Source organism: Sanguibacter sp. 25GB23B1 (genome assembly GCF_040012415.1).
In the GTDB taxonomy this organism is placed as follows: domain Bacteria; phylum Actinomycetota; class Actinomycetes; order Actinomycetales; family Cellulomonadaceae; genus Sanguibacter.
Genome location: NZ_JBDYKL010000013.1, coordinates 35,828 through 61,394, shown reverse-complemented (window position 1 = coordinate 61,394; position 25,567 = coordinate 35,828). Strand labels below are relative to the sequence as shown.

21 protein-coding genes are annotated in these 25,567 nt (G+C 70.6%); 9 read left to right on the top strand and 12 right to left on the bottom strand.

Annotated elements, in window-relative coordinates:
• Window positions 1-82: 82 nt before the first annotated feature.
• From ABKW26_RS09455 to ABKW26_RS09440, 4 genes are all read left to right on the top strand, one after another.
• On the top strand, window positions 83-1,240 hold the full coding sequence (locus ABKW26_RS09455; protein ID WP_348593032.1) for an LLM class flavin-dependent oxidoreductase: 1,158 nt from the start codon (window positions 83-85) through the stop codon (window positions 1,238-1,240).
• Window positions 1,237-1,788: a MarR family transcriptional regulator gene (locus ABKW26_RS09450; RefSeq protein WP_348593030.1), complete on the top strand. Its 552-nt coding sequence runs from the start codon at window positions 1,237-1,239 to the stop codon at window positions 1,786-1,788. Before ABKW26_RS09455 ends, ABKW26_RS09450 begins: the two co-directional genes overlap by 4 nt.
• Entirely contained in the window at window positions 1,785-2,405 is a 621-nt protein-coding gene (locus ABKW26_RS09445; RefSeq protein WP_348593028.1) for an FMN reductase, read from the top strand. The genes ABKW26_RS09450 and ABKW26_RS09445 overlap by 4 nt, the downstream gene beginning before the upstream one ends.
• A gap of 175 nt (window positions 2,406-2,580) precedes the next feature.
• The gene (locus ABKW26_RS09440; protein WP_348593026.1) at window positions 2,581-3,723 is read left to right on the top strand and encodes an ATP-grasp domain-containing protein; all 1,143 of its coding nucleotides are present in this window, start codon (window positions 2,581-2,583) and stop codon (window positions 3,721-3,723) included.
• 36 nt (window positions 3,724-3,759) lie between these two features.
• On the opposite strand, the gene ABKW26_RS09435 is transcribed toward ABKW26_RS09440, so the two are convergent.
• On the bottom strand, window positions 3,760-4,215 hold the full coding sequence (locus ABKW26_RS09435) for a TerB family tellurite resistance protein (RefSeq protein ID WP_348593024.1): 456 nt from the start codon (window positions 4,213-4,215) through the stop codon (window positions 3,760-3,762).
• Between the two features lie 146 nt (window positions 4,216-4,361).
• Here ABKW26_RS09435 and ABKW26_RS09430 point away from each other — a divergent pair, with 146 nt between their 5' ends.
• Window positions 4,362-5,747 carry an MFS transporter gene (locus tag ABKW26_RS09430; protein ID WP_348593022.1) on the top strand — a complete coding sequence of 462 codons (1,386 nt, stop codon included), beginning with the start codon at window positions 4,362-4,364 and terminating at the stop codon, window positions 5,745-5,747.
• Here ABKW26_RS09430 and ABKW26_RS09425 read toward each other — a convergent pair.
• Window positions 5,697-8,351, bottom strand: a complete 2,655-nt coding sequence (locus tag ABKW26_RS09425) for an ATP-binding protein (RefSeq protein WP_348593020.1) — start codon at window positions 8,349-8,351, stop codon at window positions 5,697-5,699. The two genes, ABKW26_RS09430 and ABKW26_RS09425, sit on opposite strands and share 51 nt — an antisense overlap.
• A 190-nt stretch (window positions 8,352-8,541) precedes the next feature.
• On the opposite strand from ABKW26_RS09425, the gene ABKW26_RS09420 reads away from it, so the two are divergent.
• Window positions 8,542-9,261 (top strand): ANTAR domain-containing protein, encoded by a 720-nt coding sequence (locus ABKW26_RS09420; protein WP_348593018.1) that lies wholly within the window; start codon window positions 8,542-8,544, stop codon window positions 9,259-9,261.
• Window positions 9,258-10,004, top strand: a complete 747-nt coding sequence (locus ABKW26_RS09415; protein ID WP_348593016.1) for a GAF and ANTAR domain-containing protein — start codon at window positions 9,258-9,260, stop codon at window positions 10,002-10,004. Before ABKW26_RS09420 ends, ABKW26_RS09415 begins: the two co-directional genes overlap by 4 nt.
• On the opposite strand, the gene ABKW26_RS09410 is transcribed toward ABKW26_RS09415, so the two are convergent.
• Entirely contained in the window at window positions 9,950-10,912 is a 963-nt protein-coding gene (locus ABKW26_RS09410; RefSeq protein ID WP_348593015.1) for an ANTAR domain-containing protein, read from the bottom strand. The genes ABKW26_RS09415 and ABKW26_RS09410 overlap by 55 nt on opposite strands.
• A 248-nt stretch (window positions 10,913-11,160) precedes the next feature.
• On the opposite strand from ABKW26_RS09410, the gene ABKW26_RS09405 reads away from it, so the two are divergent.
• Both ABKW26_RS09405 and ABKW26_RS09400 read left to right on the top strand, forming a co-directional pair.
• Entirely contained in the window at window positions 11,161-11,895 is a 735-nt protein-coding gene (locus ABKW26_RS09405) for a GAF and ANTAR domain-containing protein (RefSeq protein WP_348593013.1), read from the top strand.
• 5 nt (window positions 11,896-11,900) lie between these two features.
• Window positions 11,901-12,932 carry a magnesium and cobalt transport protein CorA gene (locus ABKW26_RS09400; RefSeq protein WP_348593012.1) on the top strand — a complete coding sequence of 344 codons (1,032 nt, stop codon included), beginning with the start codon at window positions 11,901-11,903 and terminating at the stop codon, window positions 12,930-12,932.
• Between the two features lie 146 nt (window positions 12,933-13,078).
• On the opposite strand, the gene ABKW26_RS09395 is transcribed toward ABKW26_RS09400, so the two are convergent.
• The 9 genes from ABKW26_RS09395 to ABKW26_RS09355 form a co-directional block, all read right to left on the bottom strand.
• Window positions 13,079-13,414, bottom strand: a complete 336-nt coding sequence (locus ABKW26_RS09395; protein ID WP_348593010.1) for a YtxH domain-containing protein — start codon at window positions 13,412-13,414, stop codon at window positions 13,079-13,081.
• A gap of 100 nt (window positions 13,415-13,514) precedes the next feature.
• Complete coding sequence (locus tag ABKW26_RS09390; protein ID WP_348593008.1) at window positions 13,515-14,840, bottom strand: UDP-glucose/GDP-mannose dehydrogenase family protein; 1,326 nt, start codon at window positions 14,838-14,840, stop codon at window positions 13,515-13,517.
• A gap of 107 nt (window positions 14,841-14,947) precedes the next feature.
• A complete protein-coding gene (locus ABKW26_RS09385; protein WP_348593006.1) occupies window positions 14,948-15,796 on the bottom strand; it encodes a polysaccharide pyruvyl transferase family protein in 849 nt (282 codons plus the stop codon).
• Window positions 15,793-17,241, bottom strand: a complete 1,449-nt coding sequence (locus ABKW26_RS09380; protein ID WP_348593004.1) for a lipopolysaccharide biosynthesis protein — start codon at window positions 17,239-17,241, stop codon at window positions 15,793-15,795. The genes ABKW26_RS09385 and ABKW26_RS09380 overlap by 4 nt, the downstream gene beginning before the upstream one ends.
• Window positions 17,238-18,563, bottom strand: a complete 1,326-nt coding sequence (locus ABKW26_RS09375) for an O-antigen ligase family protein (RefSeq protein WP_348593002.1) — start codon at window positions 18,561-18,563, stop codon at window positions 17,238-17,240. Before ABKW26_RS09375 ends, ABKW26_RS09380 begins: the two co-directional genes overlap by 4 nt.
• A complete protein-coding gene (locus ABKW26_RS09370) occupies window positions 18,553-19,692 on the bottom strand; it encodes a glycosyltransferase (protein WP_348593000.1) in 1,140 nt (379 codons plus the stop codon). The genes ABKW26_RS09375 and ABKW26_RS09370 overlap by 11 nt, the downstream gene beginning before the upstream one ends.
• On the bottom strand, window positions 19,689-21,692 hold the full coding sequence (locus ABKW26_RS09365; RefSeq protein ID WP_348592999.1) for a glycosyltransferase: 2,004 nt from the start codon (window positions 21,690-21,692) through the stop codon (window positions 19,689-19,691). The genes ABKW26_RS09370 and ABKW26_RS09365 overlap by 4 nt, the downstream gene beginning before the upstream one ends.
• Window positions 21,689-23,809 carry a polysaccharide pyruvyl transferase family protein gene (locus ABKW26_RS09360; protein ID WP_348592997.1) on the bottom strand — a complete coding sequence of 707 codons (2,121 nt, stop codon included), beginning with the start codon at window positions 23,807-23,809 and terminating at the stop codon, window positions 21,689-21,691. Before ABKW26_RS09360 ends, ABKW26_RS09365 begins: the two co-directional genes overlap by 4 nt.
• Window positions 23,809-25,197 (bottom strand): sugar transferase, encoded by a 1,389-nt coding sequence (locus ABKW26_RS09355; RefSeq protein ID WP_348592995.1) that lies wholly within the window; start codon window positions 25,195-25,197, stop codon window positions 23,809-23,811. The genes ABKW26_RS09360 and ABKW26_RS09355 overlap by 1 nt, the downstream gene beginning before the upstream one ends.
• Between the last annotated feature and the right edge of the window lie 370 nt (window positions 25,198-25,567).

The following is a 25,567-nucleotide window of genomic DNA, read 5'->3' as shown; positions in this document are numbered from 1 at the left end:
CTCACGGGAACAAGAAGGGCAGGCCTGTAGTTGAATGCTAAAGTTCATGCAAACGCATCGATTCAGACCTGAGGAGCCAGCCATGCAGTTCGGAATCTTCACCGTCGGGGACGTCACGACAGACCCCACGACCGGCCGCGCCCCCACCGAGAACGAGCGCATCAAGGCCACCCTCCAGATCGCACTCAAGGCCGAGGAGGTCGGACTCGACGTCTTCGCGACGGGCGAGCACCACAACCCGCCCTTCGTCCCCTCCTCCCCCACGACCACGCTCGCCTACATCGCCGCGCAGACGTCCCGGATCATCCTCTCCACCTCGACGACGCTCATCACCACGAACGACCCGGTGAAGATCGCCGAGGACTACGCGACGCTCCAGCACCTCGCCGACGGTCGCATCGACCTCATGATGGGGCGAGGCAACACCGGCCCGGTCTATCCCTGGTTCGGAAAGGACATCCGCCAGGGCATCCCGCTCGCGGTCGAGAACTACGCGCTCCTGCACCAGCTCTGGCGCGACGAGGTCGTCGACTGGGAGGGGCAGTTCCGCACCCCTCTCCAGAGCTTCACCTCGACCCCGCGCCCGCTCGACGGCGTCCCTCCGTTCGTGTGGCACGGCTCCATCCGCAGCCCGGAGATCGCCGAGCAGGCCGCCTACTACGGAGACGGGTACTTCCACAACAACATCTTCTGGCCGGTCGAGCACACAGCGAAGATGGTCAGGCTCTACCGGGCGCGCTTCGAGCACTACGGCCACGGCGCGGCCGACCAGGCGATCGTCGGGCTCGGCGGGCAGGCGTTCATGCGCAAGAGCTCGCAGGATGCCAAGCGGGAGTTCCGACCGTACTTCGACAACGCCCCCGTCTACGGCCACGGCCCCTCCATGGAGGACTTCACGAGCCAGACACCGTTGACGGTCGGCAGCCCGCAGGAGGTCATCGACCGCTACGCCACCATGCGCGAGCACGTCGGGGACTACCAGCGCCAGCTGTTCCTCATGGACCACGCCGGGCTCCCCCTGAAGACGGTGCTCGAGCAGCTCGACCTCCTCGGTGGGGAGGTCGTCCCCGCGCTCCGCAAGGAGTTCGCGACCGGGCGCCCCGACCACGTACCCGACGCCCCGACCCACGCCTCGCTCGTCGCGCAGGCAGGTGGACCGGTCGCGAGCACCGTGCGCGGGGTCGACGACGTCACCGGGGCCTCGCCCGACGCGGTGTCGTCCGGGACCACGAGCCGATGAGGACCGCGCCCCTCTCCGCCGCCGCCGTGCAGCCGACGGCGGGGGCCGGTGTCCCGGACTCCCACGTCGCTGCGCGCTCGTGGGAGGCGCTCTTCCGTGCCCAGGTCGCGCTCATGCGACGCTTCAGCGCCGAGGACATCTGGGAACCTGTCACCGTGCGCGAGTACGACGTTCTGTTCACCCTCTCGCAGGCTCCGCAGGACGGGCTGCGCCTGCACGAGCTGAACACGGACGTGCTCATCAGCCAGCCGTCGCTCAGCCGGATGGTCGACCGCCTCGAAGCGCAGGGCCTCGTCACCAAGAAGCCCTCGGCGAGCGACCGGCGTGGCCTGCTCATCACGCTGACCCCTGCCGGCGCGCGGCTCCAGAAGACGATCGGGCGCAAGCACGTCGAGAGCATCCGCGCCTACGTCGAGCCCGCGCTCACCCTCGACGAGCTGCGGACGCTCGAGCAGCTGTGCACGAAGCTCCGCACCGCCCAGGCATCCATCGAGACCCGAGACACCACCCCGCACGCATCCGCCGAGTCGGAGGAGAGAGCATCATGACCACACGCACGATCGTCGCCGTCACCGCCGGGCTGAGCCAGCCGTCGTCCACCCGTCTGCTCACAGACCGCCTCGTGGCCGCCACCGTGACCGCCATGGAGGACTCGGGCGAGCCGGTCGAGGTCCGCATCATCGAGCTGCGAGACCTCGCCCACCAGATCACCGACAACCTCCTCACCGGGTTCCCGGCCCCCGAGCTCGCCGACGCCGTCGAGGCGCTCACGGCAGCCGACGGGATCATCGCCGTGACACCGATCTTCACCGCGTCCTACTCGGGCCTCTTCAAGTCCTTCTTCGACGTCGTCGACTCCGCAGCGATCACCGGTACGCCGGTGCTGCTCGGGGCCACGGCGGGCACGGCCCGGCACTCCCTCGCCCTCGATCACGAGCTGCGCCCGCTCTTCGCGTACCTCCGGGCCCTCGTGGTGCCGACCGCCGTCTTCGCCGCGTCGGAGGACTGGGGTTCGGGAGACGGCTCCACCGGCAGCCTGGGCGCACGGATCACGCGAGCCGCCGGAGAGCTCTCCGCGCTCGTCCAGGGACGCTCCGTGACGCGTGCAGAGCGGGACCCGTTCGCCGATCTCGTGCCCTTCGCACAGCAGCTCGCGGGGAATTGAACGAGGCCTTTACTAACTGCGAATCACGAGTAAAGTTGCGCCTGCGGACACGTCCGGAGTCTGAGACGCACCTCCTCACCGCACTGCGCCGCACACCCCCTCGGTACCAGGTCCTCGGCACCGCACACCTTCGACACCGCTCCCACGGCACGTCCCTTTCGCGAGCAGGCACACCTTGACACTGAACATCTGGCTCAACCGCACCTACGCCACGAACTACTGGTTCCTCCAGATGCTCAGGAACAACCCTGACCACGCGGACGTGCGTCTGTTCGTCACCCACACCGACGAGACCTCGCCCGTCCTGCGCGCCGCGGACGTCGCCGAGATCGAGCCCTCCCTCGGTGGCGAGGCCTACGTCGACTGGGTCCTCGACTTCTGCCGTGCCCACGCGATCGACGTGCTCCTGCCCGGCAAGGGCATCCGACGGATCACCGCGCGCAGCGACGAGTTCGACGCCATCGGCGTCAAGGTCCTCGCGTCACCGTCGGCATCGATCGCCCTGCTCGACGACAAGGACGCGGCCTACCGTTCGGCCGCCGGCCTCGGCATCCCTGTCCCGCCGTGGCGTACCGCGCTCGGAGCCGACGAGCTCGAGTCGGCTGTCGTGTCGCTCCGCGACGAGCTCGAGCCCCACGAGAAGATCTGCATCAAGCCCATCAGCGGAGTCGGTGCAGAGGGCTACCGTCTCCTCGACGACAGGCCGTTGGGCCTCGACGACCTCCTCGCGGCGCCGGCGCACCGCATCCGGCTCGACGAGGTCACGGCCGCGTTCCGAGCCGCCGCCACGGCAGGTCGCGAGGTACCGACGCTCATGGTCATGCCGTACATGGCGTCCCCCGAGATCAGCGTCGACTGCCTCTCCACGACGTTCGGCGAGACGCTCGCAGCCCTCCCGAGGGCGAAGGACGGCCGTCGCAGGACGTTCCTCGCGGACACCCCCGAAGCGATCCGCATCGCCCACCGCGTCGTGGACTCCTACCAGCTCGCCTACCTCACGAACACCCAGCTGCGCTGGTGGCGCGGTGAGCTCACGCTCCTCGAGGTGAACACACGTCCCTCCGGCGGTCTCTACGCCTCGTCGCTCACCGGCGTGAACCTCCCGTGGGCCGCCGTCCAGCTCGCGCTCACCGGAGCGACGAACCTCGACACCCCTGAGCTCGGCGCGTCGTTCGTCACCGTCGAGACGCTCGTCCCGCTCCCACGCGAGACTGCCGTGCCCGTGGCGCTCCGCAACGTCAACCCCGAGCTCGTCAAGGCGCCGTCGGCAGACGACCTCGAGGCCACCACGCGAAAGCTCGCCGGCTTCCTGCCCTGATCGGGCGGAATCCGGCGAGCCGGGTGGAGCGGTCTCTCAGAGGTCGAACTCGCCCGGGGCGATGCCCACGGCGAAGCAGGCTTCCTTGACGGCCTTGCGCTCGTCCTCGTCGAAGTCGCCGTCGGCGCCGCCGATGATGATCCCGATCTGGAGGACGGCACGAGCCTGGTCCTGCTTGGACTTGAGCTTCGCCACCGCAGAGACGGCCTCGACCTTGCCGAAGTCGTAGTCGCGGTCGAGCTTGTCGCAGTAGAAGTCGAACTTCTGGCGCAGCTCGTCAGGTGCGAAGACCGACAGGACGTCGTTGCTCATGATGAGCGCGGCAGTCTTGCTGCGTTCCGTCGAGTCGATCTTTCCGTCGGCGGCAGCGATGAGCGCACACATGGCCATGCTGGCGTTCGCGAAGTCCTTGTTGGCGAACTGCTTGGCCTTGGTCTTGAGCTGTCCGTTCATCTCGCTCGTCTTCGACTTGAGGTTGTCCCAGAACGCCATCAGTTCTCCTTCGCTCGGTGTCCGGCCGGGTGGCGACCCGTGCCGCTCGGTGGTGAGATCCTATCCGGGCGCGCGGTGCACGCCGCGCAGCGTCACCACGCACGGCCGCGAGGATCTGTGCAGGTCACCCGAGGATCGAGAAGCTCATGGAAGACACACCGGACACCCGGGTCCCTGACGTCCCGTCGACCAGGTCGCAACGGCTCGACGCGCTGCCGTTCACGGCCGAGCACCGACGTCTCCTCGTCGGCTCCGGCACCGGGTGGGCGCTCGACGCGATGGACGTCGGACTCATCTCCTTCGTCATGGCGAGCCTCGCGGTGCAGTGGGGCCTCACAGACACCGAGCTCTCGTGGATCGCCTCGACCGGCTTCGTCGGTATGGCGATCGGCGCCAGCCTCGGCGGCCTGCTCGCGGACCGCGTCGGGCGTCGACAGGTGTTCGCGACGACCCTCCTCGTCTACGGTCTCGCGACCGGCGCGTCAGCGCTCTCCTGGTCGGTCGGCGTGCTTCTCGTGACCCGCTTCGTCGTCGGTCTCGGTCTCGGTGCCGAGCTCCCGGTCGCGTCGACCCTCGTCAGCGAGTTCGCACCCGCGCGCATCCGCGGCCGGGTCGTCGTCGTGCTCGAGGCCTTCTGGGCGGTCGGGTGGCTCCTCGCTGCTCTCATCGGCTTCCTCGTCGTGCCGCTGAGCGACGACGGATGGCGGTGGGCGCTGGCGATCGGCGCGGTGCCTGCCGTGTACTCGGTCGTGGTGCGCAGGACGCTGCCCGAGTCGGTGAGGTTCCTCGAGAGCGTCGGGCGGCACGACGAGGCCGAGGCGACCGTGCGGCGGTTCGAGTCGGCAGCAGGGCCCGGCACCGTCACCCCCCAGGTCGCGGCCACCGCCGCCACCGCCCACCACGTCCCGCGCGGAGAGCCGGCCGAGCGGATCGGCGAGCCGGTGCGTCCCCGCCTCTGGTCGCCGGCGCTGCGCCGACGCACCGCGAGCCTGTGGATCGTGTGGTTCGGCGTGAGCTTCGCCTACTACGGCGCCTTCATCTGGCTGCCGAGCCTCCTGCACGCCTCGGGCTTCTCCCTCGTCCGGTCCTTCGGGTACACGCTCGTCATCACCGCCGCCCAGCTGCCCGGGTACGCCGTCGCCGCCGTGCTCATCGAGCGGTGGGGCCGCCGGTCGACGCTCGCCACCTTCCTCGTGGGGTCCGCAGTATCGGCGCTCCTCTTCGGGACGGCGGACACCACCGCCGCGATCCTCGGCGCAGGGATGCTCCTGTCGTTCTTCAACCTCGGCGCCTGGGGGGCGCTGTACGCCGTCACCCCGGAGATCTACCCCACGAGCATCCGCGGTCGCGGAGCAGGTTCCGCAGCCGCGTTCGGGAGGGTTGCGTCGATCGTGGCTCCGCTGTGCGTGCCGTTCCTGCGCGACGCAGGTGGTACCCCGGCGGTCTTCCTCGCCTTCGCAGCAGCGTTCGTCGTCGCAGCGCTAGGCGTCCTGGGCATCCCGGACCTTCGGGGGCGTCCCCTGGACGAGTGACGGTGCCGTCCGGTCGCGACCGCGGTCGTGATCGAGCAGCCCGGCGGCGTGGAGCGCGTCATGGAGCGCGACGGGGGTGAGCACACCGAGCTTGCCGTACACGCTGTCCAGCAGCGCCTGGACCCTGCGTGGGTCCATCCGCACGATCTCCGCCGTCTGCGCGACGGTGCGCAGGAGACTGGCGTGGCGTGCCACCTCGATCTCGCGGGACGTGAGGATCGTGCGCAGGGCGATGTTCGAGCGTCGGGACGCGATCCACGGGCCCGCTCCTCCTCCGAGGATGATGAGGTCGCCCGTCCGCCCTTCCCACGTGCTCGCCGCGTCGACGCCTCTCGTCTCCCGGACGTGCTGCGCGATCCGTGCAGAGACGTCGGCGGCAGCGGAGAACATCGCGTACTGCTCGAGCTCGTCGACGAGGACCGCCGCTCCCTCGAAGTCTTCTTCCATCGCCGCGACCGCGTTGCGGTACAGCATGCGGACGAGGTGCCCTCCGCTCGCCCGGTACGCGCGGGCCAGGTCGTCGACGACGAGGTCGGGGCGTCCGAGCCGCACTGCGACGTCGAGCAGGAAGGCTGCCAGGTACGTCTCTCCGCGGGCGAGGACGTTCCGTCCGCCGATGCACGCGATGTTCAGCGCCTCGGCCGTCCGCCCCTCGGCATGAGCCTGCCTCGCCTCGGACCACAGGAGCGGTGCGTCGACGCGAGGAGCGAGCCGCATCTGCGGTGTGATGCGCTCGAGCGCGGCCCGTGCTCCCGCGACGTCGCCCACAGCGACGGCTGCAGCGACGGCCAGGGCGTCGGCCGCTGCCTCGTCCTCACGCTCCGCCGAGCCGCCCGGTGCCTCGGCCGCCGCCGCTCGGAAGTATCCGCAGGCGTCGAGAGCGAGCTCCTGCGCCCGCGGTGCACTCCCGCCGAGCAGCTCGAAGAAGCCCAGCGAGGACGCCCACAGCCCGGCGCGCCGGGCAGGCTCGCCAGAGTGTCCGAGCCGGGTGTCGACACGCGTGCGTGCCGTCATGAGGTCGCCGCTCAGCGCGGCGAGGGACATCTCCACGAACTCGAAGTACGCCGCCGCGTCAGGACGCTCCGCGCCGAGGCCCGCCGTCAGCGGACGCCCAGCCTCGATCGCCGTCCGGGCCAGGATGAGCGGACCGGTGGTGATGCCCCGCATCGCCTGGGTCATGGCGCTGTCGAGGCGCTCGAGGCTCGACGCCCCGCTTCCGCCACCGCTGAGGCTCGCGTCGAGGATCGTCTGCCACAGGTCCCGGGTACCGGCGATCGCCGCGCGTCCCGAGGCAGACGTCGCCCGGCTCTGGAGGGCGTCGATGTGCGCGACCGCGGCACGCGGGTCGCCGTGCCTGCTCCCCCAGTTGACGCCCATCCAGTGCGCGACCGAGGCGAGCTCGTCGTCGGTCAGCGCGGTCCGCGCCGCGGCGAGCAGCTCCTTGTCGGCGGTCGCGATGTCACCGAGGATCGTCGAGACCGTCCCGAGCACCTCGTGCGCGAGGTGCAGCGGCACACGGTGCAGCGCCACCCGAGCGAGGCGGCGAGCGAGGGTGAACTCGCGTTCCTCGAGCGCCCAGGCAGCCGTCTGGGCGAGCAGCTGGGGCGCGATCGTCGCGCCGGCGTCGACGTCGACGACCACGGCGCGGAAGAACGCCGAGCGGTCGTCGACACCCGGGTGCGTGCGCAGGATCCTCACGGCCTGGTCCTGCGCGGTGCGCCAGCGTGCGGGAGACGCGCGTCGTCGCGTGACGGCACCGTAGACGGGGTCGGCGAACCGGACCTGGCGCGACGGGGCAGCCGACACGGTGACGATGCCGTCCCGCTCGAGCGCGTCGACCACCTCGGACTCGAAGGCGCTCGCCGGGAGCGGCTGCCCCGCGGCGAGCACCTCGAGGACGTCGAGATGCTCGGCCGGCACCGAGGCCAGGTGGAGCGCGACCATGTCGCTCACGCGAGGTCCGGGATCGAGGTCGCCCGTGAGCTCGTGCGCGGCACCGTTCCAGACGAGCACCCCCGAGGCGGTCGAGGCGTCGAGCATCTCGCGCAGCGCGCGTGGGTTGCCGTGCGCATGGGCGACGACGGTGCGCCGGGAGCGTGGTGAGAGCGGCCCTCCGAGGTAGGCCATGGCCAGGTGGGAGATCTCTGACGGGCTGAGCGGGCTCACCGGGGTCGCCCCGAGCAGGTCGACGGTGCGCAGCTCGATGAGCTCGGGGGGCAGCGGCTCGCTGTCCGTCACGCTGAGCATCATGCGGCACCCGCCGTCGCGGACCAGTGCCACGAGCGGACGCAGGAGCTGTGCGTCCAGCCCTCCCGCGTCGTCGACGAGCAGGACCACTCGCTCGCTCGCTCGTGCGCGCAAGGAGTCGAGCACGTAGGTCATGTTCTCGATCGCCTGCGTGCTCGTCGTCCGACCGGACACCCGGTAGACCTTGTACCCGCGCAGGACCATCGCCTCGCCGACACGCTGGAGCAGCCAGGTCTTGCCGGACCCGACCGAGCCGGTGAGCAACGTCGCGCGGTGCCGTGCTCCTGGTTCGAGGGCACCGGCCAGCCGCGTCACGAGGTCGCCCCTCGCGATGAAGCGCCAGCTGGAGTTCGTCACCGCCAGAATGTACCAACTCTTGTGACAACCATCGCGATAATCGCGGTCGCTCACGGGGTGAAGTCGCCCTCCGGCACCCGCACCGGCGTGCCCCTGAGCAGACCGGGCCGCGGGCAACCCGGTCTAGACTCGAGAGAACAGGAGCGTGCACCGACGTCAGCTCCCACAGGTGGAGGATCGGGGCTGCACCATGGAGGACCAGTCCGATGTCCTCGCGAAGCTCGCCGTCCGCATCTCACGGGACGTCTCGATGCCGCTCGCCCTGCGTCTGTGCCACGCCTGCGTGGACATCCTCCAGGCGGACGGCGGGTCGTTGAGCCTGGCCTCGAGCGATGCCGAACGGATGACCGTGTGCTCCACGGACGATGTGGCGGCGCGGCTCGAGGACCTCCAGGAGGTGCTCGGCGAAGGTCCGGGGGCGACCACGTTCAGCTCGGGTCGCCAGGTGACCGCGGTCGTCCCGGCGGCACCGGGCACGGTCGACCGGCGATGGCCGATGTTCGCGAACGCGGTCCGCCAGACCCTCGGTGGGATGACGGTCTACGCCGTCGCGATCCGACCGGGCACCACGACCCTCGGTGTCCTCATGCTCCACCGGTCCGCCGGTGGAGACCTCGCCGCTCCGCCGGACCAGGCGCAGTTCCTCGCCGACGCCCTCGGGGCCGCCCTTCTCCGAGACCCCGGGAGCCATGGCACAGGCACAGGCGCCTGGACCGACCGGGCGCGCATCCACCAGGCGACCGGCATGGTCATCGCTCAGCTCGGCGTGGAGCCGGACGATGCGCTCGCTCTTCTCCGGGCGCACGCGTTCGCCAGCTCGTCGACGCTCGTCGAGGTCGCCACCGACGTGGTCGAGCGCCGGCTGAACTTCACTCACTCACGCAACAGCGATTGGACTGAGGACAGATGAACTCCCCGATGCACACGGAAGTCCTCGCGGCGACGGCCCGGCAGCTGGTCAACGGCACCGACGTCACGGATCTCCTGGCGCGCCTGGTCCGCAGCAGCGCGACCGCGATGGGCGCGGATGCCGTCGGCCTCCTGGTCCGTGTCTCGACGGGTGGGGTCGAGCTCCTGGCGTCCACGTCGCACCGGGTGTCCGAGCTGGAGATCTTCCAGATCCAGCAGGACTCGGGTCCGTGCATCGACACGATCGCGAGCGGCCGTCCGGTCACCGTCGTGGGTGCCGAGGCGGTGCGCGCGCGGTGGCCCGTCGTCGGACTGTCGATCGTCTCGCGCGGCTACTCGGCCGTCCACGCCTTCCCGCTCGTGTGGCGGGGTCGTGTCCTCGGCGGGCTCAACGTCTTCACCGGCTCCGACGACGCCTGGGACGAGCAGCAGCTGGCCGTCGGCCAGACCTTCGCCGACGTCGCGACGCTCGCGGTGGTCCACCTGCCCGAGCTGAGCGAGCACGACCTCGACGGACGGATCCACCGCGCCCTGGAGGGGCGGGTGGTCATCGAGCAGGCGAAGGGTGCCCTCGCTCACGTCTCGGGCATCTCCCCGGAAGAGGCGTACGACCACCTGACACGGCTCGCCGACGAGCGCGGGGCGACGCTGACCGTCGTCGCCCGAGAGGTCATCCGTGCGGCTGCTCGTCAGGCGAGGGACGGGTCCGGGTCGGGCTCAGGGTCGGGCTCCGGTCCGGCATGACCTGAGGCGATGTCGTCCCCGACGACCTCGACGATGATCGACGCGTGGTGGAAACGCACGAGCGCCCGGCGCAGGGCCGGGAGCGCGGCCGCGGGTCCGGTCGACCGGCGGAGGTCGAGGCGGACGGCGAGCACGGAGGGCCGCAGGTGCAGCAGCTCGCTCACGCACTCGTCGATCCGTGCGACGTCGGACTCCTCCACCCGGCCGACGAGCGTGATCTCGGCGTGCCTGGGGGACGGCCACGTCGTCTCGATGGTGAGCTCCTCCGGACCGGCCGCGGAGAGGCCGAGCCGGTGGGCGAGGACAGGGTCGCCCACCCGTGGCGCCGTGTCCGCCTCGGTGCGGGACGGGCCGTGCCGCACGAGGTGCTCGGCGAGCGAGTGCACCTTGACGTTCGCCTCGTTGGAGTGCGCACGGAGCACCTCGAAGGCCTCCTCGGCGGGGAGCGCGTAGATCTCCATGAGGATGCCCTTGGCCTGCTCGATCGTGGCAGCCCGCTCCCGGAAGCTCGTCACCGCGTCGCGCAGGTCCGCCTCGAGCCGCACCTGCTCCCCCACGGTGAGATCGAGCATGAAGCCCTCGATCTGCCGCGGGTCGTCCGGGCCCGCCGGATGGACCGAGCCGACGAGTGCGACGGTCCGGTGCCGTCCGGTCGCGTCGACGATGCGATAGGTCGACCCGAAGACCTCCCCGCTCTCGGCAGCGTCCGCAAGAGTCCGGAGCGTCGGCGCGTGGTTCGGCCCCTCGGCAGCCTCGCGGTGGGTGAGCATGAGCTCCGTCGTCGGGATGACCTCGTGGGGTTCGAAGCCATGCAGGTGGTACATCTCGTCGGACCACCGCCAGTGCTCGGTGTCGAGGTCGACCACAAAACGTCCGACGACCTCCGCCGAGCGCGCCACGTCGGTCACGCGTCGATGAGATCGCACGGAGCTTCACCTCCAGGCTCTGCGAGGTCGGTCGTCGCAGAGCCCGGACGTCGTCCCTCTCGTCGACCATACGTCCGCCGGGCGAGCGAGGCAAACAGTGCACAAGCGCCTATATCGAACCCGCCGTGCCGACCGACCGCAGGAGAACTACTCTGATGCCGATCATCCACCGCTGTCGAGCGGCTGTGCCTCGCGTGCGGCCGTCGCGCGTGACGCTGCCGGGAGAGCCCATGAGCACCATCGACGTTCCAGAGACCGACGACCCGGACCGCACCGACGGCGTCGACGTGGTCCGGCGGGTCAGCGACGCAGTCCGGTCCCTCTCGGACGAGATGGGACTCCAGCCGACGCTCGACCGGACCGTCGAGCAGGCGGTCCACCTCATCGACGGCTGCCACTCCGCGGGGATCTCGCTCATGGTCTCCAAGCAGCGGATCGAGACTGTGGCGCTCACGGACGACCTCGCCCGGGAGGGGGACGACCGTCAGTACGAGCTCGGTGAGGGTCCGTGCCTGACCGCGGTCCGCGACGCCGAGATCGTCTCGGTGCCGAGCCTCGCCGACGATCCGCGCTGGCCTCGGTGGGCGCCCTGGGCGGTGGAGAACCTCGGTGTGCGGAGCATGCTGTGCATCCAGCTGTACACGTCCGCAGACAAGCACGGCGCGCTCAACCTCTACTCGCAGGAGCGTGACGGGTTCCCGCTGGCCGACCACCCGGTCGTGACGATGTTCGCGACCGTCGCTGCCATGGCTCTCGTCAGCGCGCGGAAGACGGACGAGCTCGAGTCGGCACTGCACACGCGCAACATCATCGGTCAGGCCCAGGGCATCATCATGGAGCGCTACGCGGTGGGGTCCGACCAGGCGTTCTCCGTCCTCAGCCGCGTGTCACAGGAGACCAACATGAAGCTCAACCGCGTGGCCGCGCAGGTCGTCGCGCAGCGCGTCATCCCCGGTGTCGCGTGAGCACCATGAGCATCGTCGACAACGCGGTGTACGTGGACGGGCTGCGCGCCGCCGAGCACGGCACGCTGGCGTCGACGTTCGACGCGTTGCGCGCCGAGCGGGGCGTGTCCTCGAGCGCGATGGCGTGGATCGGTCTGTACCGACCGGATCAGGCCGAGGTGCAGGCGGTGGCGGACGAGTTCGACGTCCACGCCTTGGCGGTCGAGGACACGATCAAGGCGCACCAGCGGCCGAAGATCGAGCGCTATGGCGACGTGCTGTTCACGGTGCTGCGAACGGCGCGCTACATCGACGCGGACGAGCGTGTGGAGTTCGGCGAGCTGCACGTGTTCACCGGTCGGGACTTCGTGGTGACGGTACGGCACGCGGAGTCCCCTGACCTCGCCAGGGTGCGACAGCGGATGGAGGGGAACAGGGACCTGCTGCGGCACGGGCCGCACGCGGTGCTGTATGCGATCCTCGACGAGGTGGTGGACGAGTACGCGCCCGTGGTCGCCGGTCTCGAGAACGACATCGACGAGATCGAGGACGAGCTCTTCGGCGGGAGCCCCGACGTGTCTCGGCGGATCTACCAGCTCATCCGCGAGGTGATGGAGTTCCAGCGTGCCACCCATCCGTTGCTGGACATCCTCGATGCGCTCGACGCGGGCGCGGAGAAGTACGGGATGGACGAGGAGCTGTGCCGCAACCTGCGTGACGTCAAGGACCATGTGGTGCGTGTGGTAGACCGCGCGGATGCGTTCCGGGCGGTCCTGCAGAACTCGCTGACCGTGAACGCGACCGTCGTCGGCGAGCGACAGAACGAGGAGATGCGTGCGATGACGGCCGCGAGCCTCCTGCAGAACGAGGAGGTGAAGCGGATCTCGGGCTGGGCGGCCATCCTCTTCGCACCCACGCTCGTGGGGACGATCTACGGCATGAACTTCCAGCACATGCCGGAGCTCGCGTGGCGCTACGGGTATCCGGCGGCGCTCGGGCTCATGGTGCTCGGTTCTGTGGTGCTGTACCGCGTGTTCAAACGCAAGCGCTGGCTGTAGGGGCTGGCGGAGCGAGGCGCTCGCGCCGGGAGGACGACTGAGCTTCGCGGACGACCGAGGGGCCCCCGGACGGGAGGCCCCTCGGTCGTTCGTCCCGGCGCCACGGCCGTGCGCGAGCGTGACGCCACGTGTGCGGGACGCTCGTCTCAGGCGTGCCCGACGCCGTTGCCCGTGGTCCACGGGTCGCTCGCTGGTGTGGCGGGTGCGACGGGTGTGGTGGTCGGGCCGGCCTCGGGCGTTCCGTGGTCCTTCGCTGCGACGTTCTTCACAGCCTCGGTGACCTTGCCCTTGAGCACAGCGCCCTGGTCCTTGGCGACCTCGGTCGCCTTCTCCTGGAGCGTGCTCACCGTCGACTGGACGGAGTCGCTCGACCACAGGTCCTTGGCGTGGCCCTTGATGACCTCGAACTGGCGACGACCTGCGCGAGTCCCCAGCACGTAGCCGATACCGGTGCCGACGATGAATGCAGCCTTGGTCTTCATGGAGTGTCTCCTCCGGGTCGAGGGGGGTGAAGACTTGAGCGTAGGCGGACGGTTCGGTCCCCGCACGGCGAGCCTCCCGGCCGCGCCGCGCGGGGGCGGCTCACGGCCTGCCGAGCGCCCGGTACGTCCACCCGGCGGCGCGCCACGTGACCGGGTCGAGGACGTTGCGTCCGTCGAGGATCCGGCGGTGCGCGACGAGCTCGGCGAACGACTCGGGGTCGAGGTCGCGGTACTGCTGCCACTCGGTGAGCAGCAGGACCACGTCGGCGTCGGCGGCCGCCTCCTCGGCGGTGCGGACGTACTCGATGCCGGGGACACGACGCCGGGCGTTGACGACCGCCTCCGGGTCCGTGGCCACGACACGGGCACCGAGCGAGTGCAGCGTCGCAGCGACGTCGAGCGCCGGTGAGTCCCGGGTGTCGTCGCTGTTGGGCTTGAACGCCAGACCGAGGATCGCCACGCGGGCACCATCGACAGGCTGGTCGCCGAGCACCTCGTCGGTGAGGTCGACCATCCGCTGCCGGCGCCGCATGTTGATGGCATCGATCTCGTGGAGGAAGCTCACCGCCTGGTCGGCGCCGAGCTCCTCGGCCCGCGCCATGAACGCCCGGATGTCCTTGGGCAGGCAGCCACCGCCGAAACCGAGCCCGGCGTTGAGGAACCGGCGACCGATGCGGTTGTCGTGCCCGATCGCGTCAGCGAGCTGGGTGACGTCTCCACCGGCGACCTCGCACAGCTCGGCCATCGCGTTGATGAAGGAGATCTTCGTCGCGAGGAAGGAGTTGGCGGCGACCTTGACCAGCTCCGCCGTCGCGTAGTCGGTGACGATGCGCGGGGTGCTGCCGGAGAGCGGGCCGGCGTACACGGCGTCGAGCGCGGCCACGGTCGACTCCCCCGCCGTCGCGCCGGCGCCACCTGCGACACCGTAGACGAGCCGGTCCGGGTGCAGGGTGTCCTTGACCGCGAAGCCCTCACGGAGGAACTCGGGGTTCCATGCGAGGGCGGCCGCTGGCGCGACCGCGGCGAGCTCGGCGGCGAGCCGCCCGGCGGTGCCGACCGGCACCGTGGACTTGCCGACGACGACGTCCCCGGCCTTGACACGTGCGGCCACCTCGCGGAACGCCGTGTCGACGTACGTGAGATCCGCGGCGAACGAGTCCGCCTGCTGGGGTGTGCCGACACAGACGAAGTGGACGTCCGCGTCGCGGATCGCGTCCATGTCCGTCGTGAAGCGCAGGCGCCCGCTCGCGTGGGTCTCCGTGAGGAGCTCCGGCAGGCCCGGCTCGAAGAACGGAGCCTTGCCCGCGGCGAGCGCGTCGATCTTCTCCTGGTCGACGTCGACGCCGACCACCTCATGACCAAGCTGGGCCATGCACGCGGCGTGCACCGCACCGAGGTATCCGCAACCGACAACTGAGATCTTCATAGAGCGCCCCTGCTTCTGTGTTCGAGTCCTGCGTTCGAGTTCTGTGGTCGTGATGTCGTGCGTGGGTGCGTGCCGTCGGCGCGCACCGACGAGGTCGGGCCGGCTCCTCAGCCGGGCGCGGGTACGGGTCGCGCGCCCCAGAGGTCCCAGGGGAACGCCCGCAGCAGCGGGCCCGGGTCCCACGACATCTCGGCGGGCTCTGTCGCGGCCGCCAGCGCCGTGCCGAGGTCGTCGAACGCGGGGATGTCGGTGCGCCCCGTGCCGGAGACGTAGTCGTCGTACTTGAAGGACGGCTCGGCGCGGGAGCGGACGAGGGCGACGGGGATGCCGAGGGCTTCGGAGATGATGAGCCCGTGGAGCGAGGAGGAGACGACGCGTTCGCTGCGGGCGAGGCGCTCGATGATCGTGTCGAGCGAGCCGCGGGGGTCGACGAAGGCGGGGTGGTCCTGCCAGTCGGCGACCTCGTTGAGGTTGGGGATGACGGCGAGGGTGTGGCGCTTGTCTGCTGCCCAGGTGGTGACGCGGGGGTCGAGGTGGGGCAGGAGGAGTGCTGGGTCGCCGTAGACGTCCGGGACGTCGATGCCGCGCTCGGTGAGGAACCTCTGGGTGTGGAGGCCGCGGACTGCGCGGACGTCGAGGGTGGTGAAGCGGTAGACGTCGGGGTGGATCTTGCCGTTGACGCCGGTGCCCCAGACGGTGTCGCCGGTGCGGGCGAAGTGCATGACGGAGCCGATGGTCAGGAGGTGGCCCGTGCGTGGTCGGCGGCCCGGGGGCAGCCTGCGTGGGACAGGGTAGGGCGTGAGGCCGTCGTGGGTGCGGACGACCTTCTCGACGACGTAGGGGCCGAGGAGGTCGCCGAAGTTGTCCTTGCGGGGGCCGGTCGCGGTGAGGCGGCCGAGGCTCCCGGTGGTGCGGGTCTCGCGGGGGTTCCAGTGCACGAGCTTGACGGTGGTCACCGGCGCAGTCCTTTCCGGAGCGTGGAGATGACGCTGCGCACGTCGCGGCGCACAGCGGGGACGGTGGCGATGGCGGCTGCGACGACGAGTGCACAGACGCCGAGGAGGGCGAGCAGCTCGAGGGCGGTGCCGAGGTGGCCGTCGAGGAGTCCGGCGGTGCCGCGTGCGGCGAGGACCATGACGGCGAAGACGGTCAGGGGGCGCAGGGCGCACAGGACGAGCGCCTTGGTGGCGATGCCGGCGCGTGGGACGGCCCAGACGGACAGGACGAGCCAGTTGACGGCGAGCCCGGTGGCGACGGCCGCGGCGACGCCGACGACTCCCCAGCGGAGGCCGAGGACGATGAGGCCGATCATGAAGAGGCGGGTCGCGACGGAGAACTTCAGCTGGAGCGCGGTCTTGTTCTTCGCGAGGAAGATCCAGTAGTAGACGTAGCCCATCGTCTGGAAGATGCCGCCGACGGCGAGGATGGAGAAGAGCAGGGGCGTGAGTCCCCACCCGGGGCCGAGGACGAGGTCGAGGAGCGGGTAGGCGACGGCGACGGCGACGGCGAACGCGCCGCCGAGGCCGTAGGTGAGGATCATCTGGGCGCGGACGATGTAGGACTCGAACTGGCGGTCGTCGGTCACCCGGGACAGGACGGGCAGGGCGACGCGGGTCATGGGTGCGGCGATCTGCTGGAGCGGGAGGCGGAAGAGCTGGTAGGCCCGGTCGTAGAGGCCGACGTCGTAGGCGCCGTAGCTGCGGCCGAGGAGGACCGAGTCGATGTTGGCGCTGATGTAGTTGACGACCTGGACGCCCATGGTGTTGCTGCCGAAAGCGACGAAGCGGCGGATGCTGGTGCGGCGTCGGGGCAGGCCGGGGCGCCAGGTAGAGGCGATGGCGAGCCAGAGGAGTGCGGCGGCGGCGGCGGTGAGCTGTTGGACGACGAGGCTCCAGACGCCGATCCCGAGGAGGGCGCCGGTGACGGCGGCGGCGAGCGCGAGACCTTGGGAGCCGATGTCGACCCAGGCGAGGAGCTTGAAGCGGAAGTCGCGAGAGGCGTTGGCGGAGAACTGGGCCTTGGCTGCCTGGAGGACGAAGACGAGCGACAGGAGCCGGACGACGTCTGCGAGCTCGGGTGTGTCGTAGAACGCGGCGACGAGGTCGGCGGCGAGGAAGACGACGGTGCCGCAGACGAGCCCGATGAGGACGTTGGTCCAGAAGATGTTGGTGCGTTCGGCGGCGTCGACCTCGTCAGCCTGGATGGAGGCGAGGGAGAGTCCGAAGTCGCCGAGGAGCAGGGCGATGCCGACGACGGCCATGACCATGGCGTAGAGGCCGAAGTCGTCGGGGGTCAGCAGGCGCGACAGGATGACGATGCCGAGCGTCTGGATCATGAACTTGAGCCACTGTCCGCCGACGGTGGCGACGGCGCCGCGGACGGCGGTCTTGGAGAGGGTCATGGGCGGGCTCCTCTGCGGACGGGGCGGGGAGCGTGTGTCGCGGTCGATGCGGCAGCCGGCGTGGGTCCGGTGGCGGGGCGTGCTCGTTGGACCTGTGCGAGGAGGATCCCGCCGACGAGGAAGAGCGCTTCGGCGACGGGCTGCTGGACGACGGCCCACCCGGTGATGCCGACGACGGTGACACCGAGGAGCAGGACGAGGATGCCGCGTGCGGCGTCTCCCGCGTGGCCGGTGACGCGCAGGTGCCGCAGGGCGACGCCGAGCGCGTAGGCGAGCGGGAGGAAGAAGAGGGCGGCACCGACGATGCCGAGCTCGGCCGCGGTGAGGAGGAAGGTGTTGTGCACGGGGTATCCGGTGAGGGCGACGATGGGCTCGTGCCCCCCGACCGCGGTCACGTAGTTGTTCGGTCCGGTCCCGGTCCACGGGTGGGCGGCGATCTGCCGGTACCCGGCCGCGAGCAGCTCGGGGCGGTCTCCGCCCTCGCTGTCGACGGCGAACCGGGTGAGGAGGTTGTCGAGGACGGGGACGAACACGGCGGCTGTCGCGAGCGGCAGGAGGATCTTCTTGCCGAGGTTGCGCGCGGCCGGGAGCAGCAGGGCCCACGCGAGGATGACGACGACCATGGCGAGGATGTTGGCCCGGCTGAGCGTCGGTGCGGTCATGGCGAACAGGACGACGACCGCGGCGTAGCTCATGACGCGGGTACGGCCGACCGCCGAGCGGCTCAGGGGCAGCAGGAGACCGAGGAAGATCACGCCGAGCTTCCCGAGGGTGGCGGGGTGTGCGAAGAGGCCGCTCGCACGCTCCACCTCACCGGCCCCGGACGCCAGCTGGGATGCCACGCTCAGGCCGAGGACGCAGGCCACGAGCAGGAGGACGAGCGCGACGAAGCGGCCTGAGGGACCGTCGGGGTCGAGGCGTGCACCGAGGTGCAGTCCGACGGCCCAGGCGCACGCGCACGCGAGCACGTGGAGGAGGCCGGAGGTCACGTTCGGCGAGGTGGGCCACAGGACGAGCGCGCCGAAGCCGCAGAAGACGACGACGGGCAGGGCGTAGCGCGCCGCCCGGGGCAGCTTGCGCTCGACGAGCAGGACGAGCGCGAAGCCGAGGAGGAGGACGTTGTAGGTGGTCAGTGCGGGGACCGCGCTGCTCACGCCGACCGTCCAGCCGAGCGGGACGTCGCCGAAGCCGAGGAGCCGCACGGGCAGGAAGGTCAGGGCGGCGAAGAGTGCCGCGACGGCGAACCGGAAGCGGCCCATCGTGAGCACGACGCACATGACGGCGACGGCCCCGACGACGAGGAGGACGATCTTAGGATCCATGACCGGCCTTCCTCGGCGGACGCGTGGCCCCGACGGGCTCGACGGCCGGGAGACCGTCTCCGGGCGTGGGTGGCGTGACGGGCGTGCGCTCGTCGACGAGCTGGGCGTACCAACGCGTCATGGACCGCCCGAGCCTCGTCCAGTCGAGCGCCGAGAGGTCGGCGTGCTCCTCGGGCTGCTGGCGCGCCCACGCTGCGGTCTCCTCGAGGACCGACGCGGTGAGCGGTGCGTCGTAGATGACGACCCACCGCGGGCCGACCATGGCCTGGAGCTCGACGAACGTCTCGGTCCGCGGGACGAGGACGGGACGGTCGAGCGAGAGCGCGAGCAGCGCGCTGCCCGAGTTCGTGACCTTCTCGTACGGCAGCACCACGACGTCGGCGGCACTGACCATGGTGGAGATCTCCGTGTCCTCGAGGTAGCGCAGCACGAGCTGCATGCGCTCGTCCCTGCGGGCGCGCTCCTCGAGGTACGGGGCGCTGTCGTCCTTCACGGCGCCGGCGACGAGCAGGTGGGCTGCGGGTGACTGCACGCCGGTGAAGGCGTCGAGCAGCTGTCCGACGCCCTTGTACCGGCGGATCTGGCCGACGAAGGCGAACAGGACTCCGGTACCGGGCAGGTCGAGGCGCTCGCGTGCCGTGGCGCGCGGTGCGGGTGTGACGACGGCGCGGTAGTGACCGTGCGGGAGGACGACGAAGGGTCGGCGGGCCAGGTGCGGGAGGCGCTCGTAGGCTTCCGCCCGGGAGGCCTCGGACATGAAGTGCACGCCGGAGACGACCTTCTGCAGGTAGGCGAAGAAGCGCGCTTCGACCTGGGCGTTGCGGCCTTCGTGGTTCGCGAAGTTGTGGACGGTCCACACGACGCGGGTGCCGCGGGCGCGCGCGAGGACGAGCAGGAGGCGCAGCACGAGGGAACGGACGCGCGCGCGGACCGGGCCCTTGCGGGAGAACTGCGCGTCGGGCCAGTGCCAGTGCCACACATCGGCGCGTCGGAAGGGTGACCGCTTGAGGTTGAACTCTCGCACCACCCAGCCCTGACGTTCGAGGCCTTCGGTGAGGAGGGCCTGGTAGGGGTTCTTCGCGCGGTTCTGGCGTGCGGGCCAGGACTCGACGACCCGGGGCGCGGTCATGCGTGCGCCCTGGCGGTCGCGGGCAGCGGTGCTGCGCGCAGGAAGTCGGTGAGGCTGCTCGGGTGCTCGCGACCGGTGAACGCTGCGAGTGCGCGTGCGTGCTCAGTGGCGCGGTGGTCGGCGTCGGCGACGTGGGCGACCGCGTCGCGCCACTCGTCGGCGGACGCGGCAGGATGGACCGGGCCGAGTGCTGCGAGGTCGACGAACACGGGCAGGTCGGAGGACAGGACGGGGCGTCCGTGCGCCCACGCCTCCCACACGACGATCGGGTTGAGCTCGAAGCGGCTCGGCATGAGGACGGCGTCGCACCAGTCGAGCTGGTCGTCGAGGCCGTCGACGCGGCCGAGGTACTCGACCTCGTGCCGGTCGGTCACCTGGGCGAGGTCGGCGAGCAGGGCGTCGCGCAGCGGTCCGTCGCCTGCGACGCGGAGCGTGACAGGGACGTCGACGGCGTCGAGGATCTCGACGATCCGGTCGAGGCCCTTCTGCTCGGTGAGACGTCCTGCGAGCAGGAGCCGGACGCGGCCGTCCGTGAGGGTGTCCCGCGGCGGTGCTGCGTCGCCGGACGTGGCGATGAGGTTGGCCTCCGCGCGGACGGCGTCTGCGGCGGCGAAGCCGCGGTCACGGATCTCGACGACCGCGCGGTCCGACGGCGCGGTGACGAGCTCGCAGCGCCGGGTGTAGCGGCGGACGAGGACGTTCTCGAGCGCGCCGAGGCGGTCGGCGTCGTCGGTGGACGGAAGCTGGTGGAAGCTGGCAGCCAGGCGGGCACGGCGCGGGATCGCCCCGAGGGCGAGACCGAGCACGAGGTGGCTGCCTCGCATGAGCGAGTAGATGCGGCTCCGTCCGCGCACCACCGGGCGCACCCGGCGGGCAGCCTCGAGCACCCCGAGCGGGGTGCGGGGGGCGTCGAGCATGACGAAGCGGTAGCTGAGCTCGGCGACGGCCTCGAAGTCGCGGCAGCCGGCGAAGAGCGCCACGACGTCGACCGTGCCGGGGCCGGCGTCGGCGAGGACGGACGCGAGCGCGTACTGCGCTCCCCCGCCCTCGAGCCATGGCACGACGACGAGCGGGCGGTCGGCGTCGCCTGCGGCAGCCGGCGCTCGGGACGCGGCGAGACGACGCTCGACGCGGTCGAGGACCTTGAGGCCGATCCCGACGGCGGCGTGGCGCGCCGCGGCAGGGTACCGGCGGTGGGCGGTGCTCGTCCGCGCCCGCATCATCGCCGCACCGCCGGTGATGGCGCGCGGTGTCATCGATGTGATCTCGATGCCGTCGGCGTCGGCGTAGTGGCGGCGGATCGCCTCCTTGCACTCCAGCGCGGTCTGGGCGGAGCGGGATGCCTTGCCGACGAAGATGCTGTACTCGCACGCCGGCGCGTCGTGCTGGAGGATCCCTCCGGCGCGGGAGAGCCGGATGACGGTCTCGAAGTCCTCGGCGTACCGGGGACGCAGCGCGGGCGGCTCGGCGACCTGGGACGCCAGGAGCGCGCTGCGGCGCACCACCTGGGCGGCCGGGGGCCACGGGCCGACGCCGCGCTGGAGCAGGTCGGCGGTGGTCACCGGTCGGTCCGGTGCGCCGTAGGACGGTCGCAGGTCCCGGCGACCGTCCGGGTAGAGCGCGACGACGCGACCGGCGACCGCCGCGAGCGACGGGTCTGCGGTGATGATCTCCACGGACCGGCGCACTCCGGGCGCGACGAGGGTGTCGTCCGCATCGAGGTAGACGAGGAGATCGGTGTCGCACGCGTCGAGGCCACGCAGGCGGGCGGCTGCCGCACCGGCGTTGTCCTGACGGATGACGTGCGCACCGCACCGGGCCGCGACGGCACCGGTGTCGTCGGTGCTCCCGTCGTCGACGACGATGACGCGGTCTGCTACCCCGGCGGTCGAGGCGATCGCGCGCTCGATGGTGCTCGCGGCCTCGTAGGCCGCGATGATGACGGTCACGGCACCCGTGGTGGTCGTGCCGTCCGTCGCGTGGTCGGTCCGGGCGCTCACGAGGTCACCGCCGCTGTCGCGGGGACGAGCGCTGCGACGGCGCTCGAGACGTCGGCGGCACGCGTCGCGTACTGGGAGGTCGCACCCGCGAGCAGCGCGTCGTACCGCCGACGTTCCTGCGCGTCCTCGAGGAGCGCGGTCACCTGGCGCTGCACGAGGGCAGGGTCGAAGTGACGGACGTTGTGGACGAACTCAGCGAGCCCGAGGTCGGCGAAGGCCGCGAAGCCCTTGCGCTCGTAGGACAGGTGGACGACGTAGTGCCCGGCCTTGAGGGCCATGAGCGCGGCGTGCATGCGGACCGCGACGATGACACGCACTCCCCCGGTGCCACCGACCATGAGGTCGTCGAAGCCCAGGGTGGTCTGCGGGTTCATCGACGCCATCGCGGGTCGGTCGTCGTTCTTGCCCGCGGTGCTCTGCACGTACCCGTCGAAGGTCCCCATCCGGCGGGCGAGGTCCGCGAGCGGGGCGGGGATGCCGCCGTCGACGTGGCGCACCGAGAGGATCGGGGCGGCGTCCGGCGTCAGTCGCGTGGCGTCACGACCGTCGCTCGTGATCTCCCCGAGCGCGAGGTCGGACGTGCGCACGACGTTGGGCAGCGCGAGCTCGGCGACCGTCCGGTCGTCCCGCGCGAAGACGAGGTCGACCGAGCGCAGCAGCCGGCGCAGGAAGGGGCGCGACCCGAGCCGCAGCGGGCCGATCGACTGCGGCAGGTACACCGTCGGCGTCGTCGTCCGTGCTGCGGCGAACAGCTGCGGGCCGTGGATGAGACCTGCCTTGAGGGACTCGACCACGTGGCCGAACCGCAGATAGCCACCACCCACGCCGACGACGAGGTCGAACTCGTGGAGCCGGCGCAGCGCCCGCACGTAGGAGCGGCGGTAGCCCGTCCGGCGCAGGCCCGAGTCGAGGACCCGCACACCCATGTCCTGGAAGCTGTCGGGGTGGTTCGCGGCGACGGTGATCTCGACGTCCTCACCCAGTGCCTCGCGAACGATGTCGAGCGCGAGCTCGACGAGGAGCCCGTCCCCGCGGTTGGCGGCGCTGTAGCCGTGGAGGATGAGCGCACGGCGACGGTTCGAGCCCGCTCCTGCGCGCTGCGTCGCACCTGCTGCGCGGTCGTAGGTCCGGGCCAGGCTCTGGCGATGCTGTTCGGCGTTCATGCTCTCCTCGAGCTCGCACGTCCGTGCGAGGATCTCTGCTCGTGCGTCGGGCTCGTCGAGTGCCCGGCGGATGATGTGGACTGCTCGGGTCGCGTCGTCGAACGACACGAGCCGGGTGTGCGCGGTCGCCGCGATGGCTCGCACGACGGTGGGGACGCGCAGGGTCGCCGCGTCGAGGATGCTCAGTGGGAAGCCCTCGTACGCGGCCGTGTGGACGTACAGGGACGCGGAGCCGAGGAGGTCGACGAGGTCGTCGTCTCCCACCCATCCCGTGACCTCGACGCCGGCGGCCTCGAGCGCGAGCCGCTGGTCGGCGTCGCCGTCCCCGATCCACCGGAAGGTGACGCTCGGGTCGACGGCGCGCGTCCGGCGTGCGATCTCGGCGAAGAGCCCTGGGTCCTTCTGCGGTGAGATGCGCCCGACCATCACGACGCTGCGCGCCGCCGCGCAGGACGCGTCGGGTGAGCCCGGTGCCCGGGTCACGGTCGCGGCGTTCGGGACGTGCTCGACGTCGACGGCGCCGGTCGAGCGCGCCAGCGCCGCCTCGTGAGGCGTGAGCGACACGGTCACGGTCGAGCGCGGCGCGAGCGCCGACTCGACGAGGCGGTAGGCGCCGCGCAGTGCGGCAGGTCGTGACAGGTCCTCGAAGACGTAGCAGTGCGGCTGGTAGACGATCGGGACGTCCGACGGCAGGGCACGTGCGTAGATGCCGGCCCACGAGGAGTGGGCGAAGACGATGTCCGGCGCCGCCGCCTGCACCTCGCGGCGGACCGCGAGGATGCGGGCAGGCAACGACCCCGGCAGCGTCCGGACCTCGGCGAACCCCGCTGGTGCCTCGGCCGCGGTGAGCGGAGAGCACAGGACATGGGTGTGCTCGGGTGCCGCCCGTGCGGCCATGACGACCGCCCGCAGGACGCCGCCACCGGTGCACTCGGTCACGTGGAGGATCTTCATCAGTACGCACCGTCCGAACCGACGACTGCTCGGGCCGTGCGCAGGAGGATCATCACGTCGCCGATGAGCGTCCAGTTCTCGACGTAGTACACGTCCATCCGGATGCCCTCGTCGGCGCTGAGCTCGGACCGTCCGGACGTCTGCCACAGGCCCGTGAGCCCCGGCTTGACGAGCAGGCGACGGTGCGCCTTGCGGTCGTAGAGCGCGACCTCGCGGTCGATCTGCGGGCGCGGACCCACGAGGCTCATCTCGCCACGCAGGACGTTGAGCAGCTGCGGGAGCTCGTCGAGCGAGTACTTGCGCAGCACCCGGCCGACCTTCGTCACGCGAGGATCGTTCTTGGGCTTGTAGAACAAGCCCACCTCCTCGATGCCCTCGGCAGCGAGCACCTCGTCGAGACGCAGGTGCGCATCCGCGACCATCGAACGGAACTTGAGCATCCCGAAGGTCTTTCCGCGGACACCGATGCGTTCCTGACGATAAAACACTGACCCTGGGCTAGTGAATCTCACGAGGAGCGCGATGCCGAGCAGAACCGGTGAGAGCACCAATGTGATCAGCAGCGCACCGACGAAATCGAATACTGTCTTCATCACATACTTGAAGCCAGTGAAATACGGTTCGTCGACATAGACGAGAGGAAGACCGTTCACCGGGCGCGTGATAACACGAGGGCCCGCGACGTCCCGCAGCGCGACCGTCAGAGCAAGGTCGATACCCGTCCCTTCGAGGTCCCAGCCCAGCGTGCGGACCGTCTCGGAGGTCATCGAGTCGGACCCCACGACCGTCACCGCGTCGACGCCCAGCTGCTGCGCGATCGCCGCCGCGTCCGCCATCGAGCCGAGGACGGGGACGCCCGCGACAGTGTCCGGACCGGCCTCGGACTCGGGGACGCACAGCCCGACGACACCGAAACCGGCGTCCGTCTTGTCCTGAAGATCCCGCGCGAACATCTCCGCCTTCGCGCGGTGCCCGACGACGAGGACCTTGAACCGGGCACCGCCCTGAGCTCGCCGGCGCCGCAGCCAGTGCCGCCAGAAGAGGCGTCCGACGAGGATGAGGCACAGCCCGAGCGGCAGGGCGATGGCCAGATAACCGCGGCCGATGTCCATCCGGAGGAGGTACGCGATGACCGCCACCGCGGCGAACAGCCGCCACGTCCAGGACACTACTCGTTGATATTCCGCGGGCCCGGTGCCCACGACGCGACGGTCTTGGGTGCGTCCCACGACCAGCGCGGCGATCCACGCCCACATGAGCACGACCGAGACCACGAGGTAGCTGGGTGCGAAGTCGCCCCCTACCCGGGCGGAGCCGTCCGCGTCGAAGCGGACGACGTACGCGGTGAAGACGGCGACGTAGATCGCCGCCGCGTCGGTGACGAGCACGCGCGTGGCGTACTGCACCCACCATCGAGGACCGACGACGTCGGCTGACGTCGTGGAGTGCTTTCGTCCATCTTCCCCGGCACCTTCGTGCCCGGGACGGAGGTCAGCCGGTACGTGCGTACCAGACTTCCTCCGATGCATGACTGATGACATCGATACCCCCTGCAAGCGCCGATGCATGGTGCGCTTTATCTACTCGCCGTCGTTCTACGCGAGTCCGAACTGTCTGATGAGTACGAAATACTCCGAGTCGTCACCCTGGTGTCGGTGTGTCCCCTTCCTGAGGTACTTTGGACAACGCTAACGGTGCCACACATGAGAGCATGGTGGGAAGTCAGCTTGCGCTACATCACAGTCAATGCAGGGGGAA

What these genes read in the sequence shown, in the direction of transcription:
- ABKW26_RS09455 (WP_348593032.1), top strand. Translation starts at nt 83, where the DNA reads ATGCAGTTCGGAATCTTCACCGTCGGGGACGTCACGACAGACCCCACG.
- ABKW26_RS09450 (WP_348593030.1), top strand. Translation starts at nt 1,237, where the DNA reads ATGAGGACCGCGCCCCTCTCCGCCGCCGCCGTGCAGCCGACGGCGGGG.
- ABKW26_RS09445 (WP_348593028.1), top strand. Translation starts at nt 1,785, where the DNA reads ATGACCACACGCACGATCGTCGCCGTCACCGCCGGGCTGAGCCAGCCG.
- ABKW26_RS09435 (WP_348593024.1), bottom strand. Translation starts at nt 4,215, where the DNA reads ATGGCGTTCTGGGACAACCTCAAGTCGAAGACGAGCGAGATGAACGGA.
- ABKW26_RS09430 (WP_348593022.1), top strand. Translation starts at nt 4,362, where the DNA reads ATGGAAGACACACCGGACACCCGGGTCCCTGACGTCCCGTCGACCAGG.
- ABKW26_RS09420 (WP_348593018.1), top strand. Translation starts at nt 8,542, where the DNA reads ATGGAGGACCAGTCCGATGTCCTCGCGAAGCTCGCCGTCCGCATCTCA.
- ABKW26_RS09415 (WP_348593016.1), top strand. Translation starts at nt 9,258, where the DNA reads ATGAACTCCCCGATGCACACGGAAGTCCTCGCGGCGACGGCCCGGCAG.
- ABKW26_RS09405 (WP_348593013.1), top strand. Translation starts at nt 11,161, where the DNA reads ATGAGCACCATCGACGTTCCAGAGACCGACGACCCGGACCGCACCGAC.
- ABKW26_RS09400 (WP_348593012.1), top strand. Translation starts at nt 11,901, where the DNA reads ATGAGCATCGTCGACAACGCGGTGTACGTGGACGGGCTGCGCGCCGCC.
- ABKW26_RS09395 (WP_348593010.1), bottom strand. Translation starts at nt 13,414, where the DNA reads ATGAAGACCAAGGCTGCATTCATCGTCGGCACCGGTATCGGCTACGTG.
- ABKW26_RS09390 (WP_348593008.1), bottom strand. Translation starts at nt 14,840, where the DNA reads ATGAAGATCTCAGTTGTCGGTTGCGGATACCTCGGTGCGGTGCACGCC.
- ABKW26_RS09380 (WP_348593004.1), bottom strand. Translation starts at nt 17,241, where the DNA reads ATGACCCTCTCCAAGACCGCCGTCCGCGGCGCCGTCGCCACCGTCGGC.
- ABKW26_RS09375 (WP_348593002.1), bottom strand. Translation starts at nt 18,563, where the DNA reads ATGGATCCTAAGATCGTCCTCCTCGTCGTCGGGGCCGTCGCCGTCATG.
- ABKW26_RS09370 (WP_348593000.1), bottom strand. Translation starts at nt 19,692, where the DNA reads ATGACCGCGCCCCGGGTCGTCGAGTCCTGGCCCGCACGCCAGAACCGC.
- ABKW26_RS09360 (WP_348592997.1), bottom strand. Translation starts at nt 23,809, where the DNA reads ATGAAGATCCTCCACGTGACCGAGTGCACCGGTGGCGGCGTCCTGCGG.